The organism is Mesorhizobium sp. WSM4840, assembly GCF_055811755.1.
Genome location: NZ_JBVVQD010000008.1, coordinates 188,664 through 209,446, shown reverse-complemented (window position 1 = coordinate 209,446; position 20,783 = coordinate 188,664). Strand labels below are relative to the sequence as shown.

Sequence of the window (20,783 nt, the reverse complement as noted above, 5' to 3'; positions counted from 1 at the left end):
AAGTTGACGCCACGGCAGCGACAGGGTTAGAACGTGCCCTCGCCTGCAGTGCCGGGCTGTTTCGAACAGGCTTGCGACCACACTGATCAAACCCGTCCCCTCCACCGTCCAATCCAGAGGAAAGCCGCCATGGCCGAAGTGAAGTCCGACATCGAGATCGCGCGCGCCGCCGACAAGAAGCAGATCCAGGAGATCGGCCAGAAGATCGGCATTCCGAGCGAGCATCTTTTGCCTTACGGCCACGACAAGGCGAAGATCTCGGCCGAGTTCATCAAGTCGGTGAAGGCAAACAAGGACGGCAAGCTGATTCTCGTCACCGCCATCAACCCGACGCCGGCCGGCGAAGGCAAGACGACGACGACGGTGGGCCTCGGCGACGGTCTCAATCGCATTGGCAAGAAGGCCATCGTCTGCATCCGCGAGGCCTCGCTCGGCCCGAATTTCGGCGTCAAGGGCGGTGCTGCCGGCGGCGGCTATGCGCAGGTAGTGCCGATGGAGGACATGAACCTCCACTTCACCGGCGATTTCCATGCCATCACCACGGCGCATAATCTGCTTTCGGCGCTGATCGACAACCACATCTACTGGGGCAACGACCTTGGCATCGACATCCGCCGCGTCGTCTGGCGCCGCGTCATGGACATGAACGACCGGGCGCTGCGCGAGATCATCTGCTCGCTCGGCGGCGTCGCCAACGGCTTTCCGCGCGAGGGGGGCTTCGACATCACCGTCGCCTCGGAAGTCATGGCGATCCTGTGCCTCGCCACCGACCTGAAGGACCTGGAAAAGCGCCTCGGCGACATCATCGTCGCCTATCGCCGCGACAAGTCGGCCGTCTATGCCCGCGACCTCAAGGCCGACGGCGCCATGGCCGTGCTGCTCAAGGACGCCATGCAGCCCAACCTGGTGCAGACGCTGGAGAACAATCCGGCCTTCGTCCATGGCGGCCCCTTCGCCAACATCGCGCATGGCTGCAACTCGGTCGTCGCCACCACGACGGCGCTGAAGCTCGCCGATTATGTCGTCACCGAAGCCGGTTTTGGCGCCGATCTCGGTGCCGAAAAATTCTTCGACATCAAGTGCCGCAAGGCCGGGCTGAAGCCGGCGGCAGCGGTCATCGTCGCCACCGTGCGGGCCATGAAGATGAATGGCGGCGTCAAGAAGGAAGACCTCGGCAAGGAGAACGTCGAGGCGGTCAAGAAGGGCTGCGCCAATCTCGGCCGTCACGTCGAGAATATCAGGCAGTTCGGCGTGCCGGCGGTGGTCGCCATCAATCATTTCTATTCCGACACCGACGCCGAGATCCAGGCGATGAAGGACTACGTCGCCTCGATGGGCGAAGAGGCGGTCCTGTGCAAGCACTGGGCCAAGGGATCGGCCGGCATCGAGGAGCTCGCCAGCAGGGTGGTGGCGCTGGCCGAATCCGGCGTGTCGCAGTTTGCGCCGCTCTATCCCGACGCCATGCCGCTGTTCGAGAAGATCAACACCATCGTCCAGCGCATCTATCGCGGTTCCGAAGCGATCGCCGACAAGTCGGTTCGCGACCAGCTCCACGCCTGGGAGCACGCCGGCTACGGCAACCTGCCGGTCTGCATGGCCAAGACGCAATATTCCTTCTCGACCGACCCGAACCTGCGCGGCGCGCCGACCGGCCACACCGTGCCGGTGCGCGAGGTCAGGCTGTCTGCCGGCGCCGGCTTCATCGTTGTCATCTGCGGCGAGGTCATGACCATGCCCGGCCTTCCGAAGGCGCCGTCCTCGGAAAAGATATTCCTGAACGAGATGGGCCAGATCGAAGGGCTGTTCTGAGAATTCTGAAGGCCGGAATGACGAGGGCGCCGCATCGCTGCGGCGCCCACTTTGCTTCTCCGCGACAATTTTCTAAGCGGCGCTCCGCGCCAGCGCGCGCTGGTTGGAAGCGTGGATCGTGTCGCGTTCGGGCAGCGTGCCGGTCTTCAGGCAGTCGATCCATTCGGCGGTCCTGAGAACGGCGGCGAAGCGCGACTGCAAGATAACAGTCACCACGCGGTGGATATCCTCGGCCGAAGCGTAGCCGGCGCTGTTGGCATAGGGCACAGAGCCGGTGGCGTCGGACAGGAACTCCACGGCAAAACCCATATGGACAGCGTGGATGACTGTCGACAGATCGCAGTTATGCGTCATGTAACCGACGACGGTGACCGTATCGATGCCGTTGGCGCGCAACCAGTCCTCTAGGTCGGTACCGGTGAAGGCGCTCGGCAAGGTTTTTTCGACATAATGATCGCGGCTTTGCCGTGATATCTCGGGATGCAATTCGGCGCCATGGCTGCCCTTGGCGAAGACCGGTGACGTTTCCGGCGCCAACTGCTTGATGACCACCACCTTAACGCCCGCCTCGGCCGCCGCGTCCATGGCGCGCGCCACATTGGCGACACTGTCGCGGAAGGGCGGGTGCTTGATGGCGAGGTTGCCACCGTCATAGTCGTTCTGGATGTCGACGACGATGAGGGCACGGCGTGGCGCCTTGCCTTTTGCTGATTCCGACATGGGGTTTTCCTTTCCCGTTTGACATTGATGGGTCGAGGATAGGCTCGGCATTGGATCGCAAAAAGTGTCCCGATTGACATTGATCGAAAGAATTGGGACAATCCAGGCACCAACCCTCATTGGTGCTCGTCATGGCCGATCCGATCGTTGCCGCCATCGCCTTCGATGGCATCAGCCCGTTCCACCTTTCCGTGCCGTGCCTTGTATTCGCAGAGGATCGCACGGCGCTCGGCCTGCCGCGCTTCGACTTCCGCGTCTGCGCGATTGAGAACGGGCCGATCCGCACCGATGCGGGGCTGACCATCAGCGTCCCCCACGGGCTTTCCGCGCTCGATGGCGCCGACATCGTCATCGTGCCTAGCTGGAAGAACCTCGAAGTCCCACCGCCACCGGCACTGATCGAGGCGCTGCGTCGCGCGCACCGGCGCGGCGCGCTGATTGTCGGACTGTGCTTGGGAACGTTCGCTGTTGCGGCGACCGGACTGCTTTCGGGCCGGCGAGCCGCGACGCACTGGGCCTACACGGATCAGCTGCAGGCACTTTATCCCGACATTCTCGTCGAGCCGGAGGTGCTCTACGTCGACAATGGTGATGTCGTGACTTCGGCCGGTGTCGCCGCCGGGCTCGACTGCTGCCTGCACATCGTGCGGGCCCGCTGCGGGGCCGAGGCGGCGCTGCGCCTCGCCCGGCAAATCGTCCTTTCTCCCCATCGGCAGGGTGGGCAGGCGCAGTTCATAGAACGTCCCATCGCCAGGACCGGCAATGCCGACCGCTTCACACAGGCCCTCGACGCGGTGCGCAAGACGCTGGGCGAGACGCACAGCCTGGACAGTGTCGCCGACGCCGCCGGCCTCACTCGCCGGACTTTCACGCGCCGCTTTCAAAAATCGATCGGCACCAGCTTCGGCGACTGGCTGACCGATCAGCGCGTCGCGCTGGCGCAGCGGCTGCTGGAAGCGACGGAAAAATCGATGGATTCGATCGCCTTCGAGGCCGGTTTCGGCAGTGCCACGTCGCTGCGCCAGCACTTCGCGGCGCGGCTCAGAACCACGCCAGCGCAGTACCGGCGCGAATTCTCGAAGAACGCTCAGCAGGAGCTCGTGGCGCAAGCGCCGAGGTGATGGTCAATCGATCCTGCCCCTTCTTGAAAGGGCTTGCGTCATCTGTCATATATAAAGCGACAGATGACGTTAGGAGGCAGGCTCGTGGCGATGGCATTGGAAAAGGCAGCTGCAAAGCCAAAAAACAATGAACTGCAGAAGGTGGCCAGATTGCTGGGCGGCACCCGCATTCTATCGCGGCACCTCCGGAGTGCGTTGGACGCCCATGAGCTGCTTGTGCACGGCCTGCCGGGTTCGGCGCTGGACCATCTCATTGGGCAGCTCGTCTTTATCCAGAAGACGGATTCGCTCGAGAAGGCCGTCGGCATGAGCTTGCGCACCTACCAGCGTCGGAAGGATGCCCCTTCCAAGCCTCTCAGCCAGGATCAGAGCGGTCGAACCTGGAAATTTGCGGAGATCCTGTCGAAAGCGACCGACGTGTTTGGTTCACAGGCGGAAGCCGAGCAATGGCTGGAGCGCCCGGCGATCGGGCTCGACCAGCGTCGTCCCATCGATCTTCTGGCAACCCCGGCGGGTGTCGAGCTTGTGGAAGACTATCTCGAGCGTCTTGAATACGGCGTTTATGCATGACGCCGCTGCCGGCGGTGCTTGGCGGCTCCGACCTCATTGGCTGGCGTCTCGATCAGGCTGCGTTTGCGCCTACATGGGACAGTGGCGAGGGCGCATACAGGGTCGGCGGACGATGGAACAGCAGGGGCGTGCGCGCGGTCTACTGCTCAATCGATCCTTCGACTGCAATTCTCGAAGTTGCAGTCCATAAAGGTTTTAGGGCGCTCGACACGATCGCGCATGTGATGACTGCGGCAATAATCAGCGATGTCACGGATGTGCATATCGTCGACCCTGCCGCCGTTCCGAACCCTAACTGGCTGCGTCCGGGCATCCCGAGCTCTGGGCAACAGGCATTCGGCGACAATCTTCTCAAACAACATCGGTTCGTGGTGATTCCGAGCGCGGTGTCGCAGAATAGCTGGAATCTGATCTTCGAGGCGAGCGTCGCGAAGGGCGCCTATGCGATGAAGATACAGGAGGCCTTTGCGCTCGATACGCGATTGCATCCACCTCCTGCTAAGTGACCGTGCTAATCTCGCCGCTTCGCTGATCCAGCTGGAACAAAGGATGCTCAGCCACGCCTGACCGGCCGCGCCGGGTTGCCGACAACCCTGGTGTTTGCCGGCACATCGCTCGTCACCACAGCACCCGCTCCGACAATGGCGCCGGCGCCGATGCTGATCCCGCCGAGGATGATGGCACTGCCGCCGATCCAGGCATTGTCACCGATCTCGACCGGCTTCGCGATCTCCAGCCCGGCCTGTCGACCCGCCGCCTCCTTGTGGTGCTCGGCGCAATAGATCTGCACATTGGGGCCGAGCAGCGTTCCCTTGCCGATGCGGACTGGCGCCGTATCGAGGATGGTGCAGCCGGCATTGAGAAAGACGCCGTCGCCGAGAAAGAGATTGAAGCCGTAGGCGCAGTGGAACGGCGCTTCGATCCGGGCGCCCTCGCCCACAGCGCCGAGCAGCGGCTTCAGGGCCGGTCCGACGTCGCCACGTTGCCGGGGCGGCAAGGAATTGTGTTCGAACACCGCGTCGCGTGCGACGATGCGCAGCGCCTCCAGCTCTGCGTCGAGGCAAGTGTACCACTCGCCCGCGGCCATTTTTACGCGCTCGCTTCTGTTCAAGGCGATGCCCTCCTGTCCTACCCTGCTGTTTCAACGTGGTGTCAAAGCACAGTCCATAAAGATCGGGTAACGCCAGACATCGCAGGCCTCTGGTCAAATGCCGATCCTATGCTAGCCTGCCTCGGCTGGGCTGTCCCAGGCCGTGATCGAGGGGTCAACCATGCTGTACATTCTTGCACTTTTGATCGGCGTCGTTGCCGGCCTTCGCGCCATGACCGCGCCTGCCGCCGTCGCCTGGGGCGCTTATCTCGGCTGGCTGCCGGTCGCCGGAACCTGGGCTGGTTTCATGGGCCACTGGATCATCGTCGGCATCTTCACCATCCTGGCCATCGCCGAGCTGATCACCGATCAGTTGCCGTCGACGCCGAGCCGCAAGGTCCCGCAGCAGTTCGGCGCACGCATCGTCATGGGCGCCTTCACCGGTGCGGTGATCGGCGCGACCGGCGGCGCGACCATCGGCGGCCTGATTGCCGGCGCTATCGGCGCGGTGATCGGCACGCTGGGCGGCGCCGAGCTGCGCAAACGTCTGGCGCTGGCTTTCGGCAAAGACCAGCCCGCAGCCTTCATCGAGGACGCGGTGGCGATCATCGGCGGCCTGCTGATCGTGGCGGCGGTGGCATGACGGCAAAGACATTCGACGCCATCATCATCGGCGCTGGACAGGCCGGCCCGCCGCTCGCCGGCCGGCTGACGGCGGCCGGCATGAGCGTAGCACTGATCGAGCGAAAGCTGGTCGGCGGCACCTGCGTCAACACCGGCTGCATGCCGACTAAGGCCATGGTGGCCAGCGCTTATGCCGCGCATCTTGCCCGCCGCGCCGCCGACTACGGCGTGACGCTCTCCGGTCCGGTCGGCGTCGACTACAAGGCGATCAAGGCGCGCAAGGACAAGGTGTCGAACGACGCCCGCGGCAACCTCGAGAGCTGGATTGCCGGCATGGACAAATGCACGCTTTACCGCGGCCATGCGCGCTTCGAATCGGCCAACACCGTGCGCGTCGGCGACGACCTGCTGAGCGCCGAGAAAATATTCATCAACACCGGCGGCCGTGCCTCGGTGCCCGACCTCCCAGGCGTCAACGACATTTCGTTCCTGACCAACTCGTCGATGATGGATCTCGACGTGCTGCCGCGCCATCTCGTCGTCGTCGGCGGCAGCTACGTCTCGCTCGAATTCGCTCAGATGTTCCGCCGTTTCGGTTCGGAGGTCACGGTGATCGAAAAGAGCCCGCGGCTGATCGCCCGCGAGGACGAGGATGTCTCGGCCGCCATCCTGTCCATCCTCGAAAACGAAGACATCACGGTTCATCTCGGCGCCGACGACATCGGCTTTGCCAGGCAGGGCAGCGACATTGCCGTGTCCTCCTCTGCCGGCAAGGCGCCGGCTGTCGGCTCGCATGTGCTGCTGGCAGTGGGCCGGACGCCCAACACCGACGATCTCGGCCTCGACAAGGCCGGCATCGAGGTCGACAAACGCGGCTTCATTGTCGTCGACGACCAGCTGCGCACCAGCGTGCCCGGCATCTGGGCGATGGGCGACTGCAACGGCAAGGGCGCCTTCACCCACACCTCCTACAACGACTACGAGATCGTCGCCGCCAATCTGCTCGACGACGATCCGCGCAAGGTGAGCGACCGCATCGAAGCCTATGCGCTCTATACCGACCCGCCGCTCGGCCGCTGCGGCATGACCGAGACGGCGGTAAGAAAGTCCGACCGTCGCGCGCTGGTCGGCCAGCGGCCGATGACCCGCGTCGGCCGCGCCGTCGAAAAAGGCGAGACGCAAGGTTTCATGAAGATCCTGGTCGACGCCGACACCAAGGAAATCCTCGGCTGTTCGGTGCTCGGCCCCGGTGGCGACGAGGCGATCCACTGCGTGCTCGACCTGATGTACGCCAAGGCGCCGGTCAGCACGCTCGCGCGCGCCATGCACATCCACCCCAACGTCTCGGAACTTCTGCCCACCATTGCCCAGGAATTGAAGCCGCTGGCATAGGCTACGACCGCAAGCGGCAAGCGCACAACGGCGCGGTTTTGGCGCCGCTGGCGATCGCCGTGGCGGTGTCGCAGACGTTGGACCGCCAGCTGCTGGTGACGCACGCCGCGCAATAGTTGCGCCCATAGCGCAGCAGACTGGACCAATCGACAGCGTATCGGCGAAAGGGCATGTGTTCAGCCTCTTTCCTGGAGGAGTATCATGCAGAAATCGATCGAGCGCATTGCCGGCGACAGCGAGGGCGTTTGCTACGAATTCCCAGTGTTCCGCTTCGAAGGGTTCCGCTTTGACGGCAGCGACAAGGCCGCACCTTCGGCCTATCTGCAGGCGGCACTGCATGCCGGCGAACTGCCGGGGGTCGTCGCCATCGACGCGCTGATGCCGATGCTCGAAAACGCCGAAGCGGAAGGCCGCATCAAGGGCGATATCACCATCGTACCCCAGGCCAATCCGATCGGCCGCGCCCAGTATCATTTCGGCGAGCATCAGGGCCGTTTTCACTTGGGCACCCGCACCAACTTCAACCGCGGCTTTCCGCTGCTGGCCGCGCCTGACCCGACGCTCTTGCCGGACGCCACATTTGGCACGGCCGACCAGCGGCTGAAGACGCGGCTGCTGCAGCTGTCGATCGGCCACGACATCGTGCTCGACCTGCACTGCGACGACGAGGGCCTCGCCTACCTCTATGTCCATGCCAGCCTATGGCCGGCCATGGCGGATTGTGCGGCGGCCATGGGCGTCGATGCGGTGATCCTGTGGGGTGAGGACACCGACGGCACCTTCGAAGGCGCCTCGATCACACCGTATCTGAACGTCCCTGCCGATGTGGCCCGGTTCGACCGGCGCGTCGCCACCACGGTCGAGTATCGCGGCATCCTCGATGTCGACGGCGCTCTGGCCGGCTCCGATGCCGAGGGGCTCTATCGGCTGCTGGTGGGGCGCGGCGTGGTCCTGGACCAGGCCTTGTCCACGCCCAGCAGCTTCACCGGTATCGTTGCACCGCTCGAAAACATCGACATGATGCCGGCGCCTCGGGCGGGCGCGGTCCTCTACGACGTGAAGCCCGGCGACCGTGTGGCAAAAGGCGCACTGCTCGCCACCATCGTTCATGCGCCGGGTGAAGCCGGCGGCCGCACGCAGGTGTTTGCGCCGCAAGCAGGCATCATCCTGACACGGCGGTCCCGCCGCATCATCCGTGCCGGCGAAGATCTGCTGAAGCTGGTCGGCGACAGGAAGAGCGCCGATGCAAGGTCGGGAACGCTGGAGGATTGAGGGGCTCATGCCCTTCTCCAAGCCTTCCATTGAATCCAGTTGCGTGGCCGTGCAATCGCCGCTATTGGAATCGCTATGAACATGCGCTCGATCAAGACCGTTTGGTGGTGGGCTCGCTGACAGCGGCCTGTTCGAACGCGTGCGCGTGAAAATAGAAGGTGGCCGCAACGGAATGTCCGGGCGGCCATTTGTTTTTTCAAGCCATGCCCCGGGTCCGTTGCCCCAAGACGCTGAAATAGCCAAGACGCTGATGGAGACGGCAATGACGACGAAAATTCTGGAGAACGGGGCGGAGCGCTTCGTCACGGCGGGTGGCGTGACGATTACCCGCGAGCGCCATGATCGGCCTTATGAAGGCGCGATCGACGCCTATATCGACGGGCTGAATTCACGTCGTGGCGCCGTGTTTTCCTCGAATTACGAATATCCCGGCCGCTATACGCGTTGGGACACCGCCATGATCGACCCGCCGCTGGTGATCTCGGCGCGTGGCCGCGCAGTGCACATCGAGGCGCTGAACAGCCGCGGCGAGGTGCTTCTGCCGGTCATCGGCAAGGCGCTTGGCGGGCTTGACGACGTGACGATCGCCGAGACGTCGAGGAGACTGATCCGCCTCGATGTGGCCAAGCCAGGCCGTGTCTTCACCGAAGAAGAACGCAGCCGCGTTCCCTCCGTCTTCACCGTGCTGCGCGCCATCACCGCCTTGTTCAAGACGGAGGAAGACGCCAATCTCGGCCTCTATGGCGCCTTCGGCTACGATCTCGCCTTCCAGTTCGATCCGGTCGACTACAAGCTGGAGCGCCAGCAAAGCCAGCGCGACCTCGTGCTGTTCCTGCCCGACGAGATCCTGGTCGTCGACCACTATTCGACCAAGGCCTGGACCGACCGCTACGATTATTCCGGCGACGGGTTTTCGACGGAGGGATTGCCGCGCGACGAAATCGTCGAGCCGTTCAAGACCGCCGACCGCATCCCGCCGCGCGGCGACCATGCGCCCGGCGAATATGCCAATCTGGTGCGCAAGGCGATGGAGAGTTTCAAGCGCGGCGACCTGTTCGAGGTGGTGCCCGGCCAGATGTTCTACGAGCGCTGCGAGACACCGCCCTCCGACATCTCCCGCAAGCTGAAGAGCATCAACCCCTCGCCCTATTCCTTCTTCATCAATCTCGGCGAGGGCGAATACCTGATCGGCGCCTCGCCCGAAATGTTCGTGCGCGTCAACGGCCGCCGTGTCGAGACCTGCCCGATCTCCGGCACGATCAAGCGCGGCGACGACGCCATTTCCGACTCGGAGCAGATCCTGAAGCTGCTCAATTCGAAGAAGGACGAATCCGAGCTGACCATGTGCTCGGACGTCGACCGCAACGACAAGTCGAGGGTCTGCGACCCAGGCTCGGTGCGCGTCATCGGCCGCCGCCAGATCGAGATGTATTCGCGGCTGATCCACACCGTCGACCACATCGAGGGACGGCTGCGCGAAGGCATGGACGCCTTCGACGCGTTCCTGTCGCATGCCTGGGCGGTCACCGTCACCGGCGCACCGAAATTATGGGCCATGCGATTCATCGAGCAGAACGAGAAGAGCCCGCGCGCCTGGTATGGCGGGGCGATCGGCATGGTCAATTTCAACGGTGACATGAACACCGGCATGACCCTTCGCACCATCCGCATCAAGGACGGCATCGCCGAGGTGCGCGCCGGGGCCACGCTGCTCTTCGACAGCATTCCCGAGGAAGAAGAAGCCGAAACCGAACTGAAGGCATCCGCCATGATCTCCGCCATCCGCGACGCCAAATCAGGCAATGCCGCCGACACCGAACGCGCTACCGCGCGCGTCGGCGACGGCGTCAACATCCTGCTGGTCGACCACGAGGACTCCTTCGTCCACACGCTGGCCAATTATTTCCGCCAGACCGGCGCCAATGTCTCGACCGTGCGCACGCCTGTGCCGGACGAGGTCTTCGACCGGCTGAAACCCAATCTGGTCGTGCTGTCGCCCGGTCCCGGCACGCCGAAGGACTTCGACTGCGCCGCCACCATCAAGCGAGCCCGCGCGCGCGACCTGCCGATCTTCGGCGTCTGCCTCGGCCTGCAGGCGCTGGCCGAGGCCTATGGCGGAGAGCTGCGGCAGCTGCACGTGCCGATGCATGGCAAACCGTCGCGTATCCGCGTGTCGAAGCCGGGCATCATCTTTTCCGGCCTGCCCAAGGAGGTGACGGTCGGCCGCTATCACTCGATCTTCGCCGATCCGGTCCGCCTGCCCGACGGCTTCGTTGTCACAGCCGAGACGGAAGAAGGCGTCATCATGGCCTTCGAGCACAGCAAGGAGCCGATCGCTGCGGTGCAGTTCCACCCGGAATCGATCATGACGCTCGGCCACAATGCCGGCATGCGCATCATCGAGAACATCGTTGCGCATCTGCCGCGCAAGGCCAAGGAAAAGGCGGCTTAGCTCCGGTTTCGGCGGCCGGAAGATCAATGACCGCTATCGATTCGAAAAACGCCGCCAAGCGCAAGGTCGCCAGCCTCGCCTTCTGGTCGATCATCGTGGCTTTCGTCGTGCTCGGCCTGAAGCTGGCGGCCTGGTACATCACCGGTTCCGTGGCGCTGTATTCGGACGCCCTGGAATCGATCGTCAACGTCATTGCCTCTGCCGCCGCCTATTGGGCGATCCAGGTCAGCCACAAGCCGGCCGACCAGGATCATCCCTTCGGTCACCACAAGGCCGAGTATTTCTCGGCTGTTTTGGAAGGCGTGCTGATCGTGCTGGCAGCCCTTCTGATCCTCAACGAAGTGTGGTGGTACTGGCGGCATCCCGTCCCGCTCGAACAGCCCTGGAGCGGCCTTGCCATCAACGGCGTCGCGACGGCGATCAACGCCTTCTGGGCCTTGACGCTGATCCGTGCCGGCCGTGCCGAGAAGTCGCCAGCACTGGTCGCCGACGGCAGGCACATCATGACCGACGTGGCGACCTCGGTCGGCGTGTTCATTGGTCTGGCCGGCGCCGTGCTCACCGGCTGGCAAGTGCTCGATCCCGCTCTTGCCGTCATCGTCGCGCTGAACATCCTGTTTCAGGGCTGGCACGTGATCGGCTCGTCGATGAACGGACTGATGGACCGTGCCGTCGACACGCACGAGCACATGCACATCCGCGACATCATCTCGGCCAATTGCAAGGGAGCACTGGAGGTCCACGATCTGAAGACACGCATCGCCGGCCGCGCCACCTTTATCGAGTTCCATCTGGTCGTCGATGCCGATATGTCGGTGGGCGCCAGCCACGTCATCTGCGACCGCATCGAAGATGCGCTGAAGGCCGAAAACCCCTCGGTGCGCGTCACCATCCATGTCGAGCCGGACGACGAGGCAAAACTGCCCAAGGGCACGACGGCCGTGCCGTTCGCGTGAAGCGGCGATCATCAGATCTATGTCGGCCGTTCTAAAGCTGCCTCGACAAAGTCGTCGTCAAGCGGCCCGGTCACCTGGTCGAGCCAGGCCCAATCCTGCGCGAGCGGCTCTAGGATGACCGCCCGGCCTTGACGGTGGATCGAAACCTCCTCGGTTTCGAAACGAAATTCCTTGGGCAGACGCACCGCCTGCGAGCGGCCTGACCAGAACACCTTTGCCTTGTTCATATGCCGTCCTTTCTGACCCAAGTGTCAAGGCGCGCAGGCAGCCTGCGGCATCGGCTCCAGCCGGTAGACCTTGTCGTCGGATGCGGTCTCGCCTCCGGCCGCCTTCGAGCACAGGTCAACGATCGGCAGGCTGCTGTTGGGGTTGGCCAGCATCATCGTGCCGTTGGCGCCGCGCCGCAGATAAATCTCCCTGGCCACGATATCGCAGGAAAAGTCGCTTGTCTTTCCGCCCGCCACACAGCGCCACTGGTCCGCTTCGCCTTCACAACTGTAGCTCTGCGTGACCTTGGCCGCCTTGTGGCGCGTGGTGACGGAAACAGCTATGTCGGCACCACTCGGCCAGGTTGTGGGATCGCCGTCCTTGGCGAAGGCGGCCAGTTCGATCGGGCCCCGGAAAACCCGGATGGTGTGGGTAAGCTGATCGGGATGCGAGCCGAGATGCGCGGCATCGTAGTCGCGCCCGTAGCAGAACGGCTGGTCCGGTTTCAGCCGCTCACGCAGCGGGGCTCCCAACGCCGGATCGACCGGATCGATGCGTGCGAATTCGGCCTTGCAGGTCTGCGCCGGCATGCGGTCGAGCCGAAAGCCGTCATCTTCCGTGCCGAGTGCCTGCTTGGTAAACTCCTTTTCGCCCAGCTCATCCTCGGCGCCGGCATCGAGATAAAGGTTGCGATGCACGCCGGAGACGATCAGCCGGCCTTTTTCATCGACGTTCAGTAAGGCCATGGTGCGGTCGCATTCCATGCCGCAATGGATCTCGCCCGATTGCGAGTCATCCTTGCCGCACCAACCGCCGACCCATTCGGGCTTTTTGGCGCTGCGCACCGTCGTCGCCATGAAGCCGTTGTAGCCGGACGGAGCGCTGCTCGGCTCCTCGTTCGGGTGGCTGACCGGATCGCTGCCATAGTAGAAGAAAATCCGTCCCACCTTCTGGTTCGGATGTACCTTGAGATGCGCGGCATCATAGACACGCCCGAAACAGGCATCCTTGCCGTCCCGGCTGAGTTCGGTGAGCTCAGGCGTATCGTCGGCAAGGGCCGTGCCGGCAACAGCGGCAAGCAAGGCGCCACCAAGTCCGGCGCCCACAATGGTCCTAGATGTCATGTGCCCCTCCTCGCCCGACAGGACGTGACTTCAATTTATGCTAGGATCGAGGCCGAAGCCACGCAATTTGCGAGGACTGCATACTGGAGAACGACATGATGCGACGCCGCGATATTTTCCGTGTGGGCCTTGCCGGGGCCGCTGGCCTCTTCGGGCTGCGCCAGGTGAAGGCGGCAGCCGTGGAAGAAAGGCAGAAGGTCGCCTATCACCTCAGTGATCTCGACAAGGTCGGCTTCGTTTTGGGCAATATCAAGAACCATTATGAGGGCACCGGCGGCAAGGTCGACATCGTGCTGGTCGTGCATGGACCGGCCCTCGCCGCCTTCAAGTCGAAGAGCGCGTCAGCTGCCATTTCCAGCCGTTTTTCCGGCCTGGTCCGCGACGGGCTGACCCCGCATGCTTGCGCCAACACCATGCACGGTATGGATGTTGCGCTCACCGATCTCCTCTATGGCTTCCATGCCGCCGAGACCGGCGGCGTCGTCAAGCTCGCCGAATTGCAGCGCCAGGGCTACGCCTATTTGCGGCCCTGAACCTCTCCGGACTTGAACATGAGGGCGGCGAGGCCCTACGAAGAGCGGGAGAGTCCCGGAGGAATAGACGTGCCAACCACCACAACCGCCCTTCTCACCCCCACGTTGGTCATCCCCGATCTCGCCGGTAAGGCGGTGCTGATCACCGGCGCTTCGACCGGCATCGGGGCGGCACTTGCACTGGCCTACGCCGCGCAGAAATGCCGCGTCGCGCTGCATTACAATTCAAGCCGGGCGGCTGCCGAAAACCTGGCCGTGACCATCCGCAACGGCGGCGGCGAGGTATTCCTGATCCAGGGCGATTTCTCGATCCCCGCCGATGTCGAGCGCGTCGTCGAAGACAGCGCGCAACATTTCGGCCGGCTCGATGGACTGGTCAACAATGCCGGTGGCATGCTTGGGCGCGTGCCCTATGCCGAACTAACCGAGGCGCATTACGACGCGGTGATGGACCTCAACGCCCGCTCCGTGCTGACCGCATCGCGCAAGGCGATGCCATGGCTGAAGCGCCAGGGCGGCTTCATCGTCAACACCTCGTCGATTGCGGCGCGCAATGGCGCCGGCGGCGGCGCCGGCCTTTATGGCTCGGCCAAGGCCTTCGTCTCCAATGTTACCCGCGGCATGGCCAAGGAACTGATCGGCTTCAACATCCGTGTCAACGCGGTGGCGCCGGGCACCATCGCCACGCCTTTCCACGAGCGCTATTCGACCGAGGAGCACATGAAGGCCATGGTTGCTACCATTCCGCAGGGCCGCGCCGGCACGCCCGAGGACTGCGTCGGCGCCTATCTGTTCCTCTCGTCCGCTCTGCTGAGCGGTTACATCACCGGCCAGGTGATCGAGGTGAATGGTGGCCAGTTGATGCCGTGAGCGGCGACCTGCATACTTGTCGCGGAAGCCAACGGAGAAAACGGCAATGTACGGTCTGATCGGCAAGATGCGGGCGACGCGCGGCCAGCGCGACGCAATGATGCATGTCCTGCTTGCCAGCACCGGCGCCATGCCTGGCTGCCTGAGCTACATCATCGCCACTGACCCGGCCGATGCCGACGCGATCTGGGTGACCGAGGTGTGGACCGACCAGGCAAGCCACAAGGCTTCGCTGCAACTGCCGGAAGTCCAGGCGGCGATCGCCAAGGCGCGGCCGATCATCGCCGGCTTCGAATTCCAGGTCGAGACCCAGCCGGTAGGTGGCTTCGGCCTGCCCACCGTTAAAACCGACTGACGCCTGAGCGGACACATTTTTCGCCGCCGCGGGGTTCGCATCTCCCCTCTTCGGGTCTAAGACCGAAAAATGGATTCCCTGCCAGACCAGCCGACCGTCGAACGCATGGCGCGGATATCCAAAGCCTGGCAGTGGCTGGCCCTCCCGATCTTCTCGATCCTGTTTGCCGGCGCGCTGGAATTCGCCGCCTTGCCGGCGGCGCTGCTGATCGGGCCGATGCTGGCGGCGATCCTAGCCGGCACCAACGGCGCCACGGTGCGCGTGCCGCGCCCTTTGTTCGGCGCCGCCCAGGCGATCGTCGGCTGCCTTGTCGCCGCTTCGATCTCCGCGGACATCTTTCCGGTCTTCTACAGGGAATGGCCGCTGTTCCTCGGCACCGTGGTGGCGACCGTTGCTGCGTCAAGCCTGCTCGGCTGGCTGATCAGCCGCTGGCGTATCCTGCCCGGCACCACCGCAGTCTGGGGCTCATCGCCGGGCGCGGCCACCGCCATGGTGTTGATGGCAGGCGCCTTCGGCGCCGACCAGCGCCTCGTCGCCTTCATGCAATATCTGCGCGTCATCTTCGTCTCGATGACTGCGGCCCTTATCGCACGCATGTGGGTCGACACATCGGGTATCGAGATTCCGCCCATCGTCTGGTTTCCACCGATCGATCCGCAGGCCTTCGCCGCCACCATCGGCATCGCCCTCGTCGGTGGCCTGATGGGAAAGCTGTTCAGGCTGCCGTCGCCCTTCTTTCTCGGCACCTTCATCTTCGGCGCGGTGATTCACCTCGGTCTTGGCGTGCCGATGCAATTGCCAAACTGGCTGCTGGCCGTCAGCTACGCGATGGTCGGATGGTCGATCGGACTGAACTTCACGCGGCCGATCCTGCGTCACGCGACGCGGGCGCTGCCGCAGATCGTCGGCTCCATCATCGCGCTGATCGCCTTTTGCGGCGGTCTCGGCTTCATGATCAGCCATTTGCTCGGCGTCGATCCGCTGACCGCCTATCTGGCCACCAGCCCCGGCGGCATGGACAGCGTCGCCATCATCGCCGCCGCCGCGCAGAACGTCGACATCTCCTTCGTCATGGCGCTGCAGTCGGCCCGCTTCCTGGTCGTTCTGCTGGTCGGGCCGAGCGTGGCGCGGCTGGTGGCAAGAAGCCTGAAGGAATGACCCGCTCGCGCAGATGTGTTCCGCCGCACCGTTACGGCGCGGACAGTCACGCAATCACCAGGCTGGAGATGAGATCGCCGTCCAGCGTGAAGGTCATGTCGCCCTCACCGTTGAAGCCATTGCCCTTCACGGCAATGCGAACCTCATAGGTGCCGTCCACAGCTGCGACGCAGACAATGCTGAGATGGGACTGCATGCCGATATTGTCCGACTGGTTCCAGCGCGCGATCTCTGCGCGCCCCTTGAAGGTGCGGCCCCAGTCGCTCAGCAATGCATCCGCCGTGAACGTGTCGAGAAACGTCGCAGTGTCACCTTCATTGGTGGCCTCGACGAAGCGTCGGATGGGATCGGGCGGGGTCATCAATCCAGCCTGTGCATCAGGTCATCATCCAGCCAGCGGGCGAAGAAATAGACCAGTTGCTTGTGCCACCATGGCCAGTCATGGCTGACATCGCCTCCCCAATAGTCGACCCAGGCGGGAATGGACTTTTCGCGCAGCACCTGTTCCAGCGCCCGTGTCTCGACCAGCATCCGTTCTTCCCATGCCCCCTGCCCGCAACAGAAGATCAGCCTCAGCGCCTTCAGCCGGCCGAGCAGTTTCTGGTCGACGATGCCAGGCAGATAGTCGAGCGGTGAGTTGAAGAAGATGTTGCCGTCGAGCGCCTCTCCGAAGAAGTCGCGGGTCGAATAGACCCCCGACAGCGCAATCACGCCGCTGCCCAGTTCCGGAAATCGGAAGACGAAGTTCGACGCATGATAGCCGCCCATCGAACAGCCTGAAAACAACGGCTTCAGCGTGCGCCCGCCATTGGCCTCGGTCGCTGTAGAGAGAACTTCCGGCATCGCCTCTTCGCGCACATAGCGGAAATAGGCCTCGTGGCGAGCGATGCGGTCGGCCGGGTCGGTATGCTTGGCGAAGAAGGATTCCGAATCGATGCCGTCGAGGGTGAAGAGTTGGATGCGGCCAGTGTCGATAAACTCCGAAAGCACTGCGACCCCGCCGGAATCCTCGAACTGGTAGAACCGTCCTTGCGAGGTCGGGAACACCACCACCGGCCGCCCGGCATGGCCGTAGCGCTTGTATTCCATGTCGCGGCCAAGGTTGCGGGCAAAACCCTTGTGATAAGAAATATCCATCGGCCTCACGCCTTTTCCGCGTGGATGTAATTGACCGCCTGGCGCAGCGCTTGGGCGTCTTTGGAACGCATCTGATAGGCGTAGTGTCCCATGGCGCGGCTGAAAACCTCTTCGATGGCCTGATGGTGGACGATCTTGTCGCCGTGGGCGGCTAGCACGTCGGCATGGCTATGCAAATAGTGGAGGTGCCGTTTGCGGCTGGCATAAGCGGTGAAGTACTTGCCCTTGTAAGGCCCGCCAGCGGCATCCCTGACCACCATCTCGGCCCACGCCGCATAGACGTCGATGTCGAACGTATAGTTGATGGCGTCGGTCATCCAGGCGCCGGGTGGCCGCATGTTGACCTCAAGCGCGATGATGCGGTCGTCCTTGGTCTCGAACAGCTCGATATGGAAGAAGCGCTCGCGCACGTCGAAGGCCATGAGGATCTTTCTGCCGGCCTCCTCGACTGCCGGGCTGATCTCAGGAAAGCAGGTGTAGCTCATGTGGCGATCACGGTTGACCACCTCCATGACGCTCTGGTCGTAGCGGTGGCTGGCCGCCAGCACCACTTCGCCGTCGCGGTTGACCAGCCCGTCGAAGGTCACCACCAGCCCCTCGATGAACTGCTCCATGACGAAGCTGACATCTTCCGGCTTGTCCTTGAAAAATTGGTCGAGTTCCCTCGTATTGGAAATCTTGAAGGTGTTCGAGGCGCCGGAGCCGGAGTCCGGCTTCACCACCACGGGATAGCCGACGCGGCGGATGAAGGTCATGGCACCGGCCCGGTCGGAGCATTTGCGCTGCGGTATGGTCTCGACGCCGCTCTTGCGGAAGAAGGCGCGCATGCGGCTCTTGCGCTTCAAATTCTTCACGAAATCGAGTTTGGTGCCAAAGATGTTGAAGTCGGTACGGATGTTGGCTTCCAGTTCCAGCCAATGCTCGTTGAGCGACTCGAAGCGGTCGATGCGGCCCCATTTGTGGATGAAATGGCCCATCGCCCGGAACACCGGCTCGTAGTCCTCCATGTCGGCGACGCGATAATACTCCGACAGCGCCGTCTTCAGTTTTCCGTTCAGCGCTTCATAGGGCGCGTCGCCGATGCCGAGCACGGTGGCACCGGCCTTCCTCAGCCGATCGCAGAAGTCGGCGCCGTTAGCGGGAAAATGCGGCGAGAAGAACACGAAATTCATGGACGGCCTCCCCCGGCATTGTCACCAAGTCGACAGCCCAGTCTGGCGCATTTGCCGCGTGTGGGGAAGGGCGCGCACAGCGCCGCCATGCAGCCCACTTGCCTCTCCTTAGCCGCTCCTGTATGAAAACCGCCATGATCAACCGCGCCACCTCCGTCGCTTCCCGTCAGACCGGCTTTGCTGGCGAGACCGTGCGCGCGCTTGCTTCCGCTCTGCTGCTTCTCGGCCTTATCGGCGATCGCCGGGTTCGCTGAAGGAGCGCCCGGCGGTCGAACCGCCGCTCACGCGCATGCTCCTTGGCCAGTCTCAAAATTGGCAAGTCACATCAAGCGAATGAACATCTGGTAAAGGCGCCGCTCGGCACCAAATCCGCCTGAAGGCGGACCCCGCGAGCCGCCGGGAGAGACGACAATGAACGCACGAGAAGAGATCCGCGCAGACAGCGGGGAGATGGGCAAGGATGCAGCCCGGGGCATGCCGGAGGCAGCCCGGGGCATGCCGGAGGCAGCCCGAGGCATGCCGGAGGCAGCCCGGAAATATCAACCCTACCCGACGGTCGGTCTCACCGACCGCATTTGGCCTTCGAAGGTCATCGACAAGGCGCCGATCTGGTGCTCGGTCGACCTGCGCGACGGCAACCAGGCGCTGATCGACCCAATGGGCCACGAGCGCAAGGCGCGCATGTTCGCCCTGCTCCTCGACATGGGCTTCAAAGAGATCGAGATCGGCTTCCCGTCTGCCTCGCAGACCGATTTCGATTTCGCCCGCCGGTGCATCGAAGAAGGCAATGTCTCAGCCGATGTCTCGCTGCAGGTGCTGGTGCAGTGCCGGCCGGAACTGATCACCCGCACCTTCGAGGCGCTGCAGGGCGCCACCAACCCGATCGTGCATTTCTATAATTCGACCAGCGAATTGCAGCGCCGCGTCGTCTTCGAGAAGGACGTTGCCGGCATCAGGCGGATCGCCACCGATGCTGCCAAGATGATCACCGACATGGCGGCGAAGGCCGGCGGCGGTTATCGTTTCGAATATTCGCCGGAGAGCTTTACCGGCACCGAGCTCGAAGTGGCGCTGGAAATCTGCAACGCCGTCACCGAAATCGTGAAGCCGACGGCGGAAAACAAGCTGATCATCAACCTGCCGTCCACTGTCGAGATGTCGACACCCAACATCTATGCCGATCGCATCGAATGGATGTGCCGCAACCTCGACAACCGCGAGAACCTGCTCATTTCGCTGCATCCGCACAACGACCGCGGCACCGGCGTCGCCACCACCGAGCTCGGCCTGATGGCGGGCGCGGACCGCGTCGAAGGCACGCTGTTCGGCAATGGCGAGCGCACCGGCAATGTCGACATCGTCACGCTGGCGCTCAACATGTACACGCAAGGCGTCGATCCCGAGCTCGACTGCTCCGACATCAACCGGATGAAGGACGTCTATGAATATTCGAACCAGTTGAAGATCCCCGAGCGCCATCCCTATGTCGGCGAGCTCGTCTACACCGCCTTTTCCGGCTCGCACCAGGATGCCATCAACAAGGGCATGAAGGCGTTGCGCAAGGCCAACACGCCGTACTGGGAAGTGCCCTATCTGCCGATCGACCCGGCCGATGTCGGACGCAACTACGAGGCGATCATCCGCATCAACTCGCAGTCCGGCAAGGGCGGCATCGCCTATGTGCTGCAGGCGGACTACGGCCTTAACCTGCCGCGCAACCTGCAGATCGAGTTCAGTCAGGCGATCCAGGCGATCACCGACGCCGAAGGCAAGGAGGTGCCGGCCAAGCGCATCTACGAGCGCTTTCTCGAAACCTATGTCGATCAGCCCGGCGCGCGGCTGAAGTTCCTTGACCACCACACCTATCCGGACCTCGAGACCAAGGGCCGGCGTGCGGTGGAGGCGGTCATCCTGGACAGGGGCAAGGAGGTGACGATTTCAGGCTCCGGAACCGGCCCGATCGACGGCTTTGTCGACGCGCTGTCGCGTCATGTCGGCGTGCCGATGTCGGTGCTCGACTATTCGGAGCACTCCATGCAGCGCGGCTCGAATGCGTCGGCCATCTCCTATGTCGAGATGGAGCATCCCGGCGGCAAGCTGTTCGGCGCCGGCATCAACACCAACATCGTGGCCGCTTCGCTGGAAGCCGTCGTTTCCGCCGCCAACCGCATCGTCGGCCGAAAGGTCGACTAGAGCAATTCCAGGAAAAGTGCGTAGCGGT

21 protein-coding genes are annotated in these 20,783 nt (G+C 63.4%); 14 read left to right on the top strand and 7 right to left on the bottom strand.

The genetic code is table 11. The features are described 5' to 3' along the window. Positions 1 to 129 precede the first annotated feature (129 nt). Positions 130 to 1,809, top strand: a complete 1,680-nt coding sequence (locus AC0L3I_RS14055) for a formate--tetrahydrofolate ligase (protein WP_473527260.1) — start codon at positions 130 to 132, stop codon at positions 1,807 to 1,809. A 72-nt stretch (positions 1,810 to 1,881) separates the two neighbouring features. On the opposite strand, the gene AC0L3I_RS14050 is transcribed toward AC0L3I_RS14055, so the two are convergent. Next, positions 1,882 to 2,529, bottom strand: coding sequence for a cysteine hydrolase family protein (locus AC0L3I_RS14050; RefSeq protein ID WP_473527259.1), 648 nt, complete (start codon positions 2,527 to 2,529; stop codon positions 1,882 to 1,884). Between the two features lie 131 nt (positions 2,530 to 2,660). On the opposite strand from AC0L3I_RS14050, the gene AC0L3I_RS14045 reads away from it, so the two are divergent. From AC0L3I_RS14045 to AC0L3I_RS14035, 3 genes are all read left to right on the top strand, one after another. Then, positions 2,661 to 3,650, top strand: coding sequence for a helix-turn-helix domain-containing protein (locus tag AC0L3I_RS14045; protein WP_473527258.1), 990 nt, complete (start codon positions 2,661 to 2,663; stop codon positions 3,648 to 3,650). Positions 3,651 to 3,740: 90 nt separating this feature from the next. Next, positions 3,741 to 4,220 carry a type II RES/Xre toxin-antitoxin system antitoxin gene (gene parS, locus AC0L3I_RS14040; RefSeq protein ID WP_473527275.1) on the top strand — a complete coding sequence of 160 codons (480 nt, stop codon included), beginning with the start codon at positions 3,741 to 3,743 and terminating at the stop codon, positions 4,218 to 4,220. Continuing rightward, positions 4,217 to 4,726: an RES family NAD+ phosphorylase gene (locus AC0L3I_RS14035; RefSeq protein WP_473527257.1), complete on the top strand. Its 510-nt coding sequence runs from the start codon at positions 4,217 to 4,219 to the stop codon at positions 4,724 to 4,726. The genes parS and AC0L3I_RS14035 overlap by 4 nt, the downstream gene beginning before the upstream one ends. A gap of 47 nt (positions 4,727 to 4,773) precedes the next feature. Here AC0L3I_RS14035 and AC0L3I_RS14030 read toward each other — a convergent pair whose 3' ends face one another. After that, positions 4,774 to 5,331: a sugar O-acetyltransferase gene (locus AC0L3I_RS14030; RefSeq protein WP_473527256.1), complete on the bottom strand. Its 558-nt coding sequence runs from the start codon at positions 5,329 to 5,331 to the stop codon at positions 4,774 to 4,776. A gap of 160 nt (positions 5,332 to 5,491) precedes the next feature. On the opposite strand from AC0L3I_RS14030, the gene AC0L3I_RS14025 reads away from it, so the two are divergent. The 5 genes from AC0L3I_RS14025 to AC0L3I_RS14005 all read left to right on the top strand — a co-directional run bounded on the left by AC0L3I_RS14025 (position 5,492) and on the right by AC0L3I_RS14005 (position 12,006). Beyond that, positions 5,492 to 5,953, top strand: a complete 462-nt coding sequence (locus tag AC0L3I_RS14025; protein ID WP_473527255.1) for a DUF4126 domain-containing protein — start codon at positions 5,492 to 5,494, stop codon at positions 5,951 to 5,953. Then, a complete protein-coding gene (locus tag AC0L3I_RS14020) occupies positions 5,950 to 7,326 on the top strand; it encodes an FAD-containing oxidoreductase (protein ID WP_473527254.1) in 1,377 nt (458 codons plus the stop codon). Before AC0L3I_RS14025 ends, AC0L3I_RS14020 begins: the two co-directional genes overlap by 4 nt. Positions 7,327 to 7,527: 201 nt before the next feature. Beyond that, positions 7,528 to 8,598 (top strand): M14 family metallopeptidase, encoded by a 1,071-nt coding sequence (locus AC0L3I_RS14015; RefSeq protein WP_473527253.1) that lies wholly within the window; start codon positions 7,528 to 7,530, stop codon positions 8,596 to 8,598. Between the two features lie 262 nt (positions 8,599 to 8,860). Continuing rightward, positions 8,861 to 11,050: an anthranilate synthase gene (locus tag AC0L3I_RS14010; RefSeq protein WP_473527252.1), complete on the top strand. Its 2,190-nt coding sequence runs from the start codon at positions 8,861 to 8,863 to the stop codon at positions 11,048 to 11,050. Between the two features lie 26 nt (positions 11,051 to 11,076). Next, complete coding sequence (locus AC0L3I_RS14005; RefSeq protein WP_473527251.1) at positions 11,077 to 12,006, top strand: cation diffusion facilitator family transporter; 930 nt, start codon at positions 11,077 to 11,079, stop codon at positions 12,004 to 12,006. A 17-nt stretch (positions 12,007 to 12,023) separates the two neighbouring features. Here AC0L3I_RS14005 and AC0L3I_RS14000 read toward each other — a convergent pair whose 3' ends face one another. Together AC0L3I_RS14000 and AC0L3I_RS13995 are read right to left on the bottom strand one after the other, a co-directional pair. Beyond that, a complete protein-coding gene (locus AC0L3I_RS14000) occupies positions 12,024 to 12,233 on the bottom strand; it encodes an antitoxin (protein ID WP_473527250.1) in 210 nt (69 codons plus the stop codon). Positions 12,234 to 12,257: 24 nt separating this feature from the next. Further along, a complete protein-coding gene (locus AC0L3I_RS13995) occupies positions 12,258 to 13,337 on the bottom strand; it encodes a hypothetical protein (protein WP_473527249.1) in 1,080 nt (359 codons plus the stop codon). Between the two features lie 98 nt (positions 13,338 to 13,435). Between AC0L3I_RS13995 and AC0L3I_RS13990 the strand changes: the two genes are divergently transcribed. The 4 genes from AC0L3I_RS13990 to AC0L3I_RS13975 all read left to right on the top strand — a co-directional run bounded on the left by AC0L3I_RS13990 (position 13,436) and on the right by AC0L3I_RS13975 (position 16,253). Next, positions 13,436 to 13,870, top strand: a complete 435-nt coding sequence (locus tag AC0L3I_RS13990; RefSeq protein WP_473527274.1) for a DsrE family protein — start codon at positions 13,436 to 13,438, stop codon at positions 13,868 to 13,870. Positions 13,871 to 13,939: 69 nt separating this feature from the next. Beyond that, positions 13,940 to 14,740: an SDR family NAD(P)-dependent oxidoreductase gene (locus AC0L3I_RS13985; RefSeq protein WP_473527248.1), complete on the top strand. Its 801-nt coding sequence runs from the start codon at positions 13,940 to 13,942 to the stop codon at positions 14,738 to 14,740. A 46-nt stretch (positions 14,741 to 14,786) separates the two neighbouring features. After that, positions 14,787 to 15,095 carry a putative quinol monooxygenase gene (locus AC0L3I_RS13980; protein WP_473527247.1) on the top strand — a complete coding sequence of 103 codons (309 nt, stop codon included), beginning with the start codon at positions 14,787 to 14,789 and terminating at the stop codon, positions 15,093 to 15,095. Positions 15,096 to 15,164: 69 nt separating this feature from the next. Next, positions 15,165 to 16,253: an AbrB family transcriptional regulator gene (locus AC0L3I_RS13975; RefSeq protein ID WP_473527246.1), complete on the top strand. Its 1,089-nt coding sequence runs from the start codon at positions 15,165 to 15,167 to the stop codon at positions 16,251 to 16,253. A 46-nt stretch (positions 16,254 to 16,299) separates the two neighbouring features. Here AC0L3I_RS13975 and AC0L3I_RS13970 read toward each other — a convergent pair whose 3' ends face one another. Genes AC0L3I_RS13970 through AC0L3I_RS13960 form a run of 3 tightly spaced genes read right to left on the bottom strand, consistent with a single transcriptional unit; the run spans position 16,300 to position 18,562 of the window. Beyond that, positions 16,300 to 16,614 carry a nuclear transport factor 2 family protein gene (locus tag AC0L3I_RS13970; RefSeq protein ID WP_123149353.1) on the bottom strand — a complete coding sequence of 105 codons (315 nt, stop codon included), beginning with the start codon at positions 16,612 to 16,614 and terminating at the stop codon, positions 16,300 to 16,302. After that, complete coding sequence (locus tag AC0L3I_RS13965) at positions 16,614 to 17,390, bottom strand: esterase family protein (RefSeq protein ID WP_123149352.1); 777 nt, start codon at positions 17,388 to 17,390, stop codon at positions 16,614 to 16,616. The genes AC0L3I_RS13970 and AC0L3I_RS13965 overlap by 1 nt, the downstream gene beginning before the upstream one ends. A gap of 5 nt (positions 17,391 to 17,395) precedes the next feature. After that, positions 17,396 to 18,562, bottom strand: a complete 1,167-nt coding sequence (locus tag AC0L3I_RS13960; RefSeq protein ID WP_473527245.1) for an ATP-grasp domain-containing protein — start codon at positions 18,560 to 18,562, stop codon at positions 17,396 to 17,398. Positions 18,563 to 19,078: 516 nt separating this feature from the next. Between AC0L3I_RS13960 and leuA the strand changes: the two genes are divergently transcribed. Continuing rightward, the gene (leuA, locus tag AC0L3I_RS13955) at positions 19,079 to 20,755 is read left to right on the top strand and encodes a 2-isopropylmalate synthase (protein WP_473527273.1); all 1,677 of its coding nucleotides are present in this window, start codon (positions 19,079 to 19,081) and stop codon (positions 20,753 to 20,755) included. The last annotated feature ends 28 nt before the right edge of the window (positions 20,756 to 20,783 follow it).

Bases quoted from the DNA above. Each gene is read 5' to 3' on its own strand.
- AC0L3I_RS14055 (WP_473527260.1), top strand. From the start codon at position 130: ATGGCCGAAGTGAAGTCCGACATCGAGATCGCGCGCGCCGCCGACAAG.
- AC0L3I_RS14050 (WP_473527259.1), bottom strand. From the start codon at position 2,529: ATGTCGGAATCAGCAAAAGGCAAGGCGCCACGCCGTGCCCTCATCGTC.
- AC0L3I_RS14045 (WP_473527258.1), top strand. From the start codon at position 2,661: ATGGCCGATCCGATCGTTGCCGCCATCGCCTTCGATGGCATCAGCCCG.
- parS (WP_473527275.1), top strand. From the start codon at position 3,741: ATGGCATTGGAAAAGGCAGCTGCAAAGCCAAAAAACAATGAACTGCAG.
- AC0L3I_RS14035 (WP_473527257.1), top strand. From the start codon at position 4,217: ATGACGCCGCTGCCGGCGGTGCTTGGCGGCTCCGACCTCATTGGCTGG.
- AC0L3I_RS14025 (WP_473527255.1), top strand. From the start codon at position 5,492: ATGCTGTACATTCTTGCACTTTTGATCGGCGTCGTTGCCGGCCTTCGC.
- AC0L3I_RS14020 (WP_473527254.1), top strand. From the start codon at position 5,950: ATGACGGCAAAGACATTCGACGCCATCATCATCGGCGCTGGACAGGCC.
- AC0L3I_RS14015 (WP_473527253.1), top strand. From the start codon at position 7,528: ATGCAGAAATCGATCGAGCGCATTGCCGGCGACAGCGAGGGCGTTTGC.
- AC0L3I_RS14010 (WP_473527252.1), top strand. From the start codon at position 8,861: ATGACGACGAAAATTCTGGAGAACGGGGCGGAGCGCTTCGTCACGGCG.
- AC0L3I_RS14005 (WP_473527251.1), top strand. From the start codon at position 11,077: ATGACCGCTATCGATTCGAAAAACGCCGCCAAGCGCAAGGTCGCCAGC.
- AC0L3I_RS14000 (WP_473527250.1), bottom strand. From the start codon at position 12,233: ATGAACAAGGCAAAGGTGTTCTGGTCAGGCCGCTCGCAGGCGGTGCGT.
- AC0L3I_RS13995 (WP_473527249.1), bottom strand. From the start codon at position 13,337: ATGACATCTAGGACCATTGTGGGCGCCGGACTTGGTGGCGCCTTGCTT.
- AC0L3I_RS13990 (WP_473527274.1), top strand. From the start codon at position 13,436: ATGCGACGCCGCGATATTTTCCGTGTGGGCCTTGCCGGGGCCGCTGGC.
- AC0L3I_RS13980 (WP_473527247.1), top strand. From the start codon at position 14,787: ATGTACGGTCTGATCGGCAAGATGCGGGCGACGCGCGGCCAGCGCGAC.
- AC0L3I_RS13975 (WP_473527246.1), top strand. From the start codon at position 15,165: ATGGATTCCCTGCCAGACCAGCCGACCGTCGAACGCATGGCGCGGATA.
- AC0L3I_RS13970 (WP_123149353.1), bottom strand. From the start codon at position 16,614: ATGACCCCGCCCGATCCCATCCGACGCTTCGTCGAGGCCACCAATGAA.
- AC0L3I_RS13965 (WP_123149352.1), bottom strand. From the start codon at position 17,390: ATGGATATTTCTTATCACAAGGGTTTTGCCCGCAACCTTGGCCGCGAC.
- AC0L3I_RS13960 (WP_473527245.1), bottom strand. From the start codon at position 18,562: ATGAATTTCGTGTTCTTCTCGCCGCATTTTCCCGCTAACGGCGCCGAC.
- leuA (WP_473527273.1), top strand. From the start codon at position 19,079: ATGCCGGAGGCAGCCCGGAAATATCAACCCTACCCGACGGTCGGTCTC.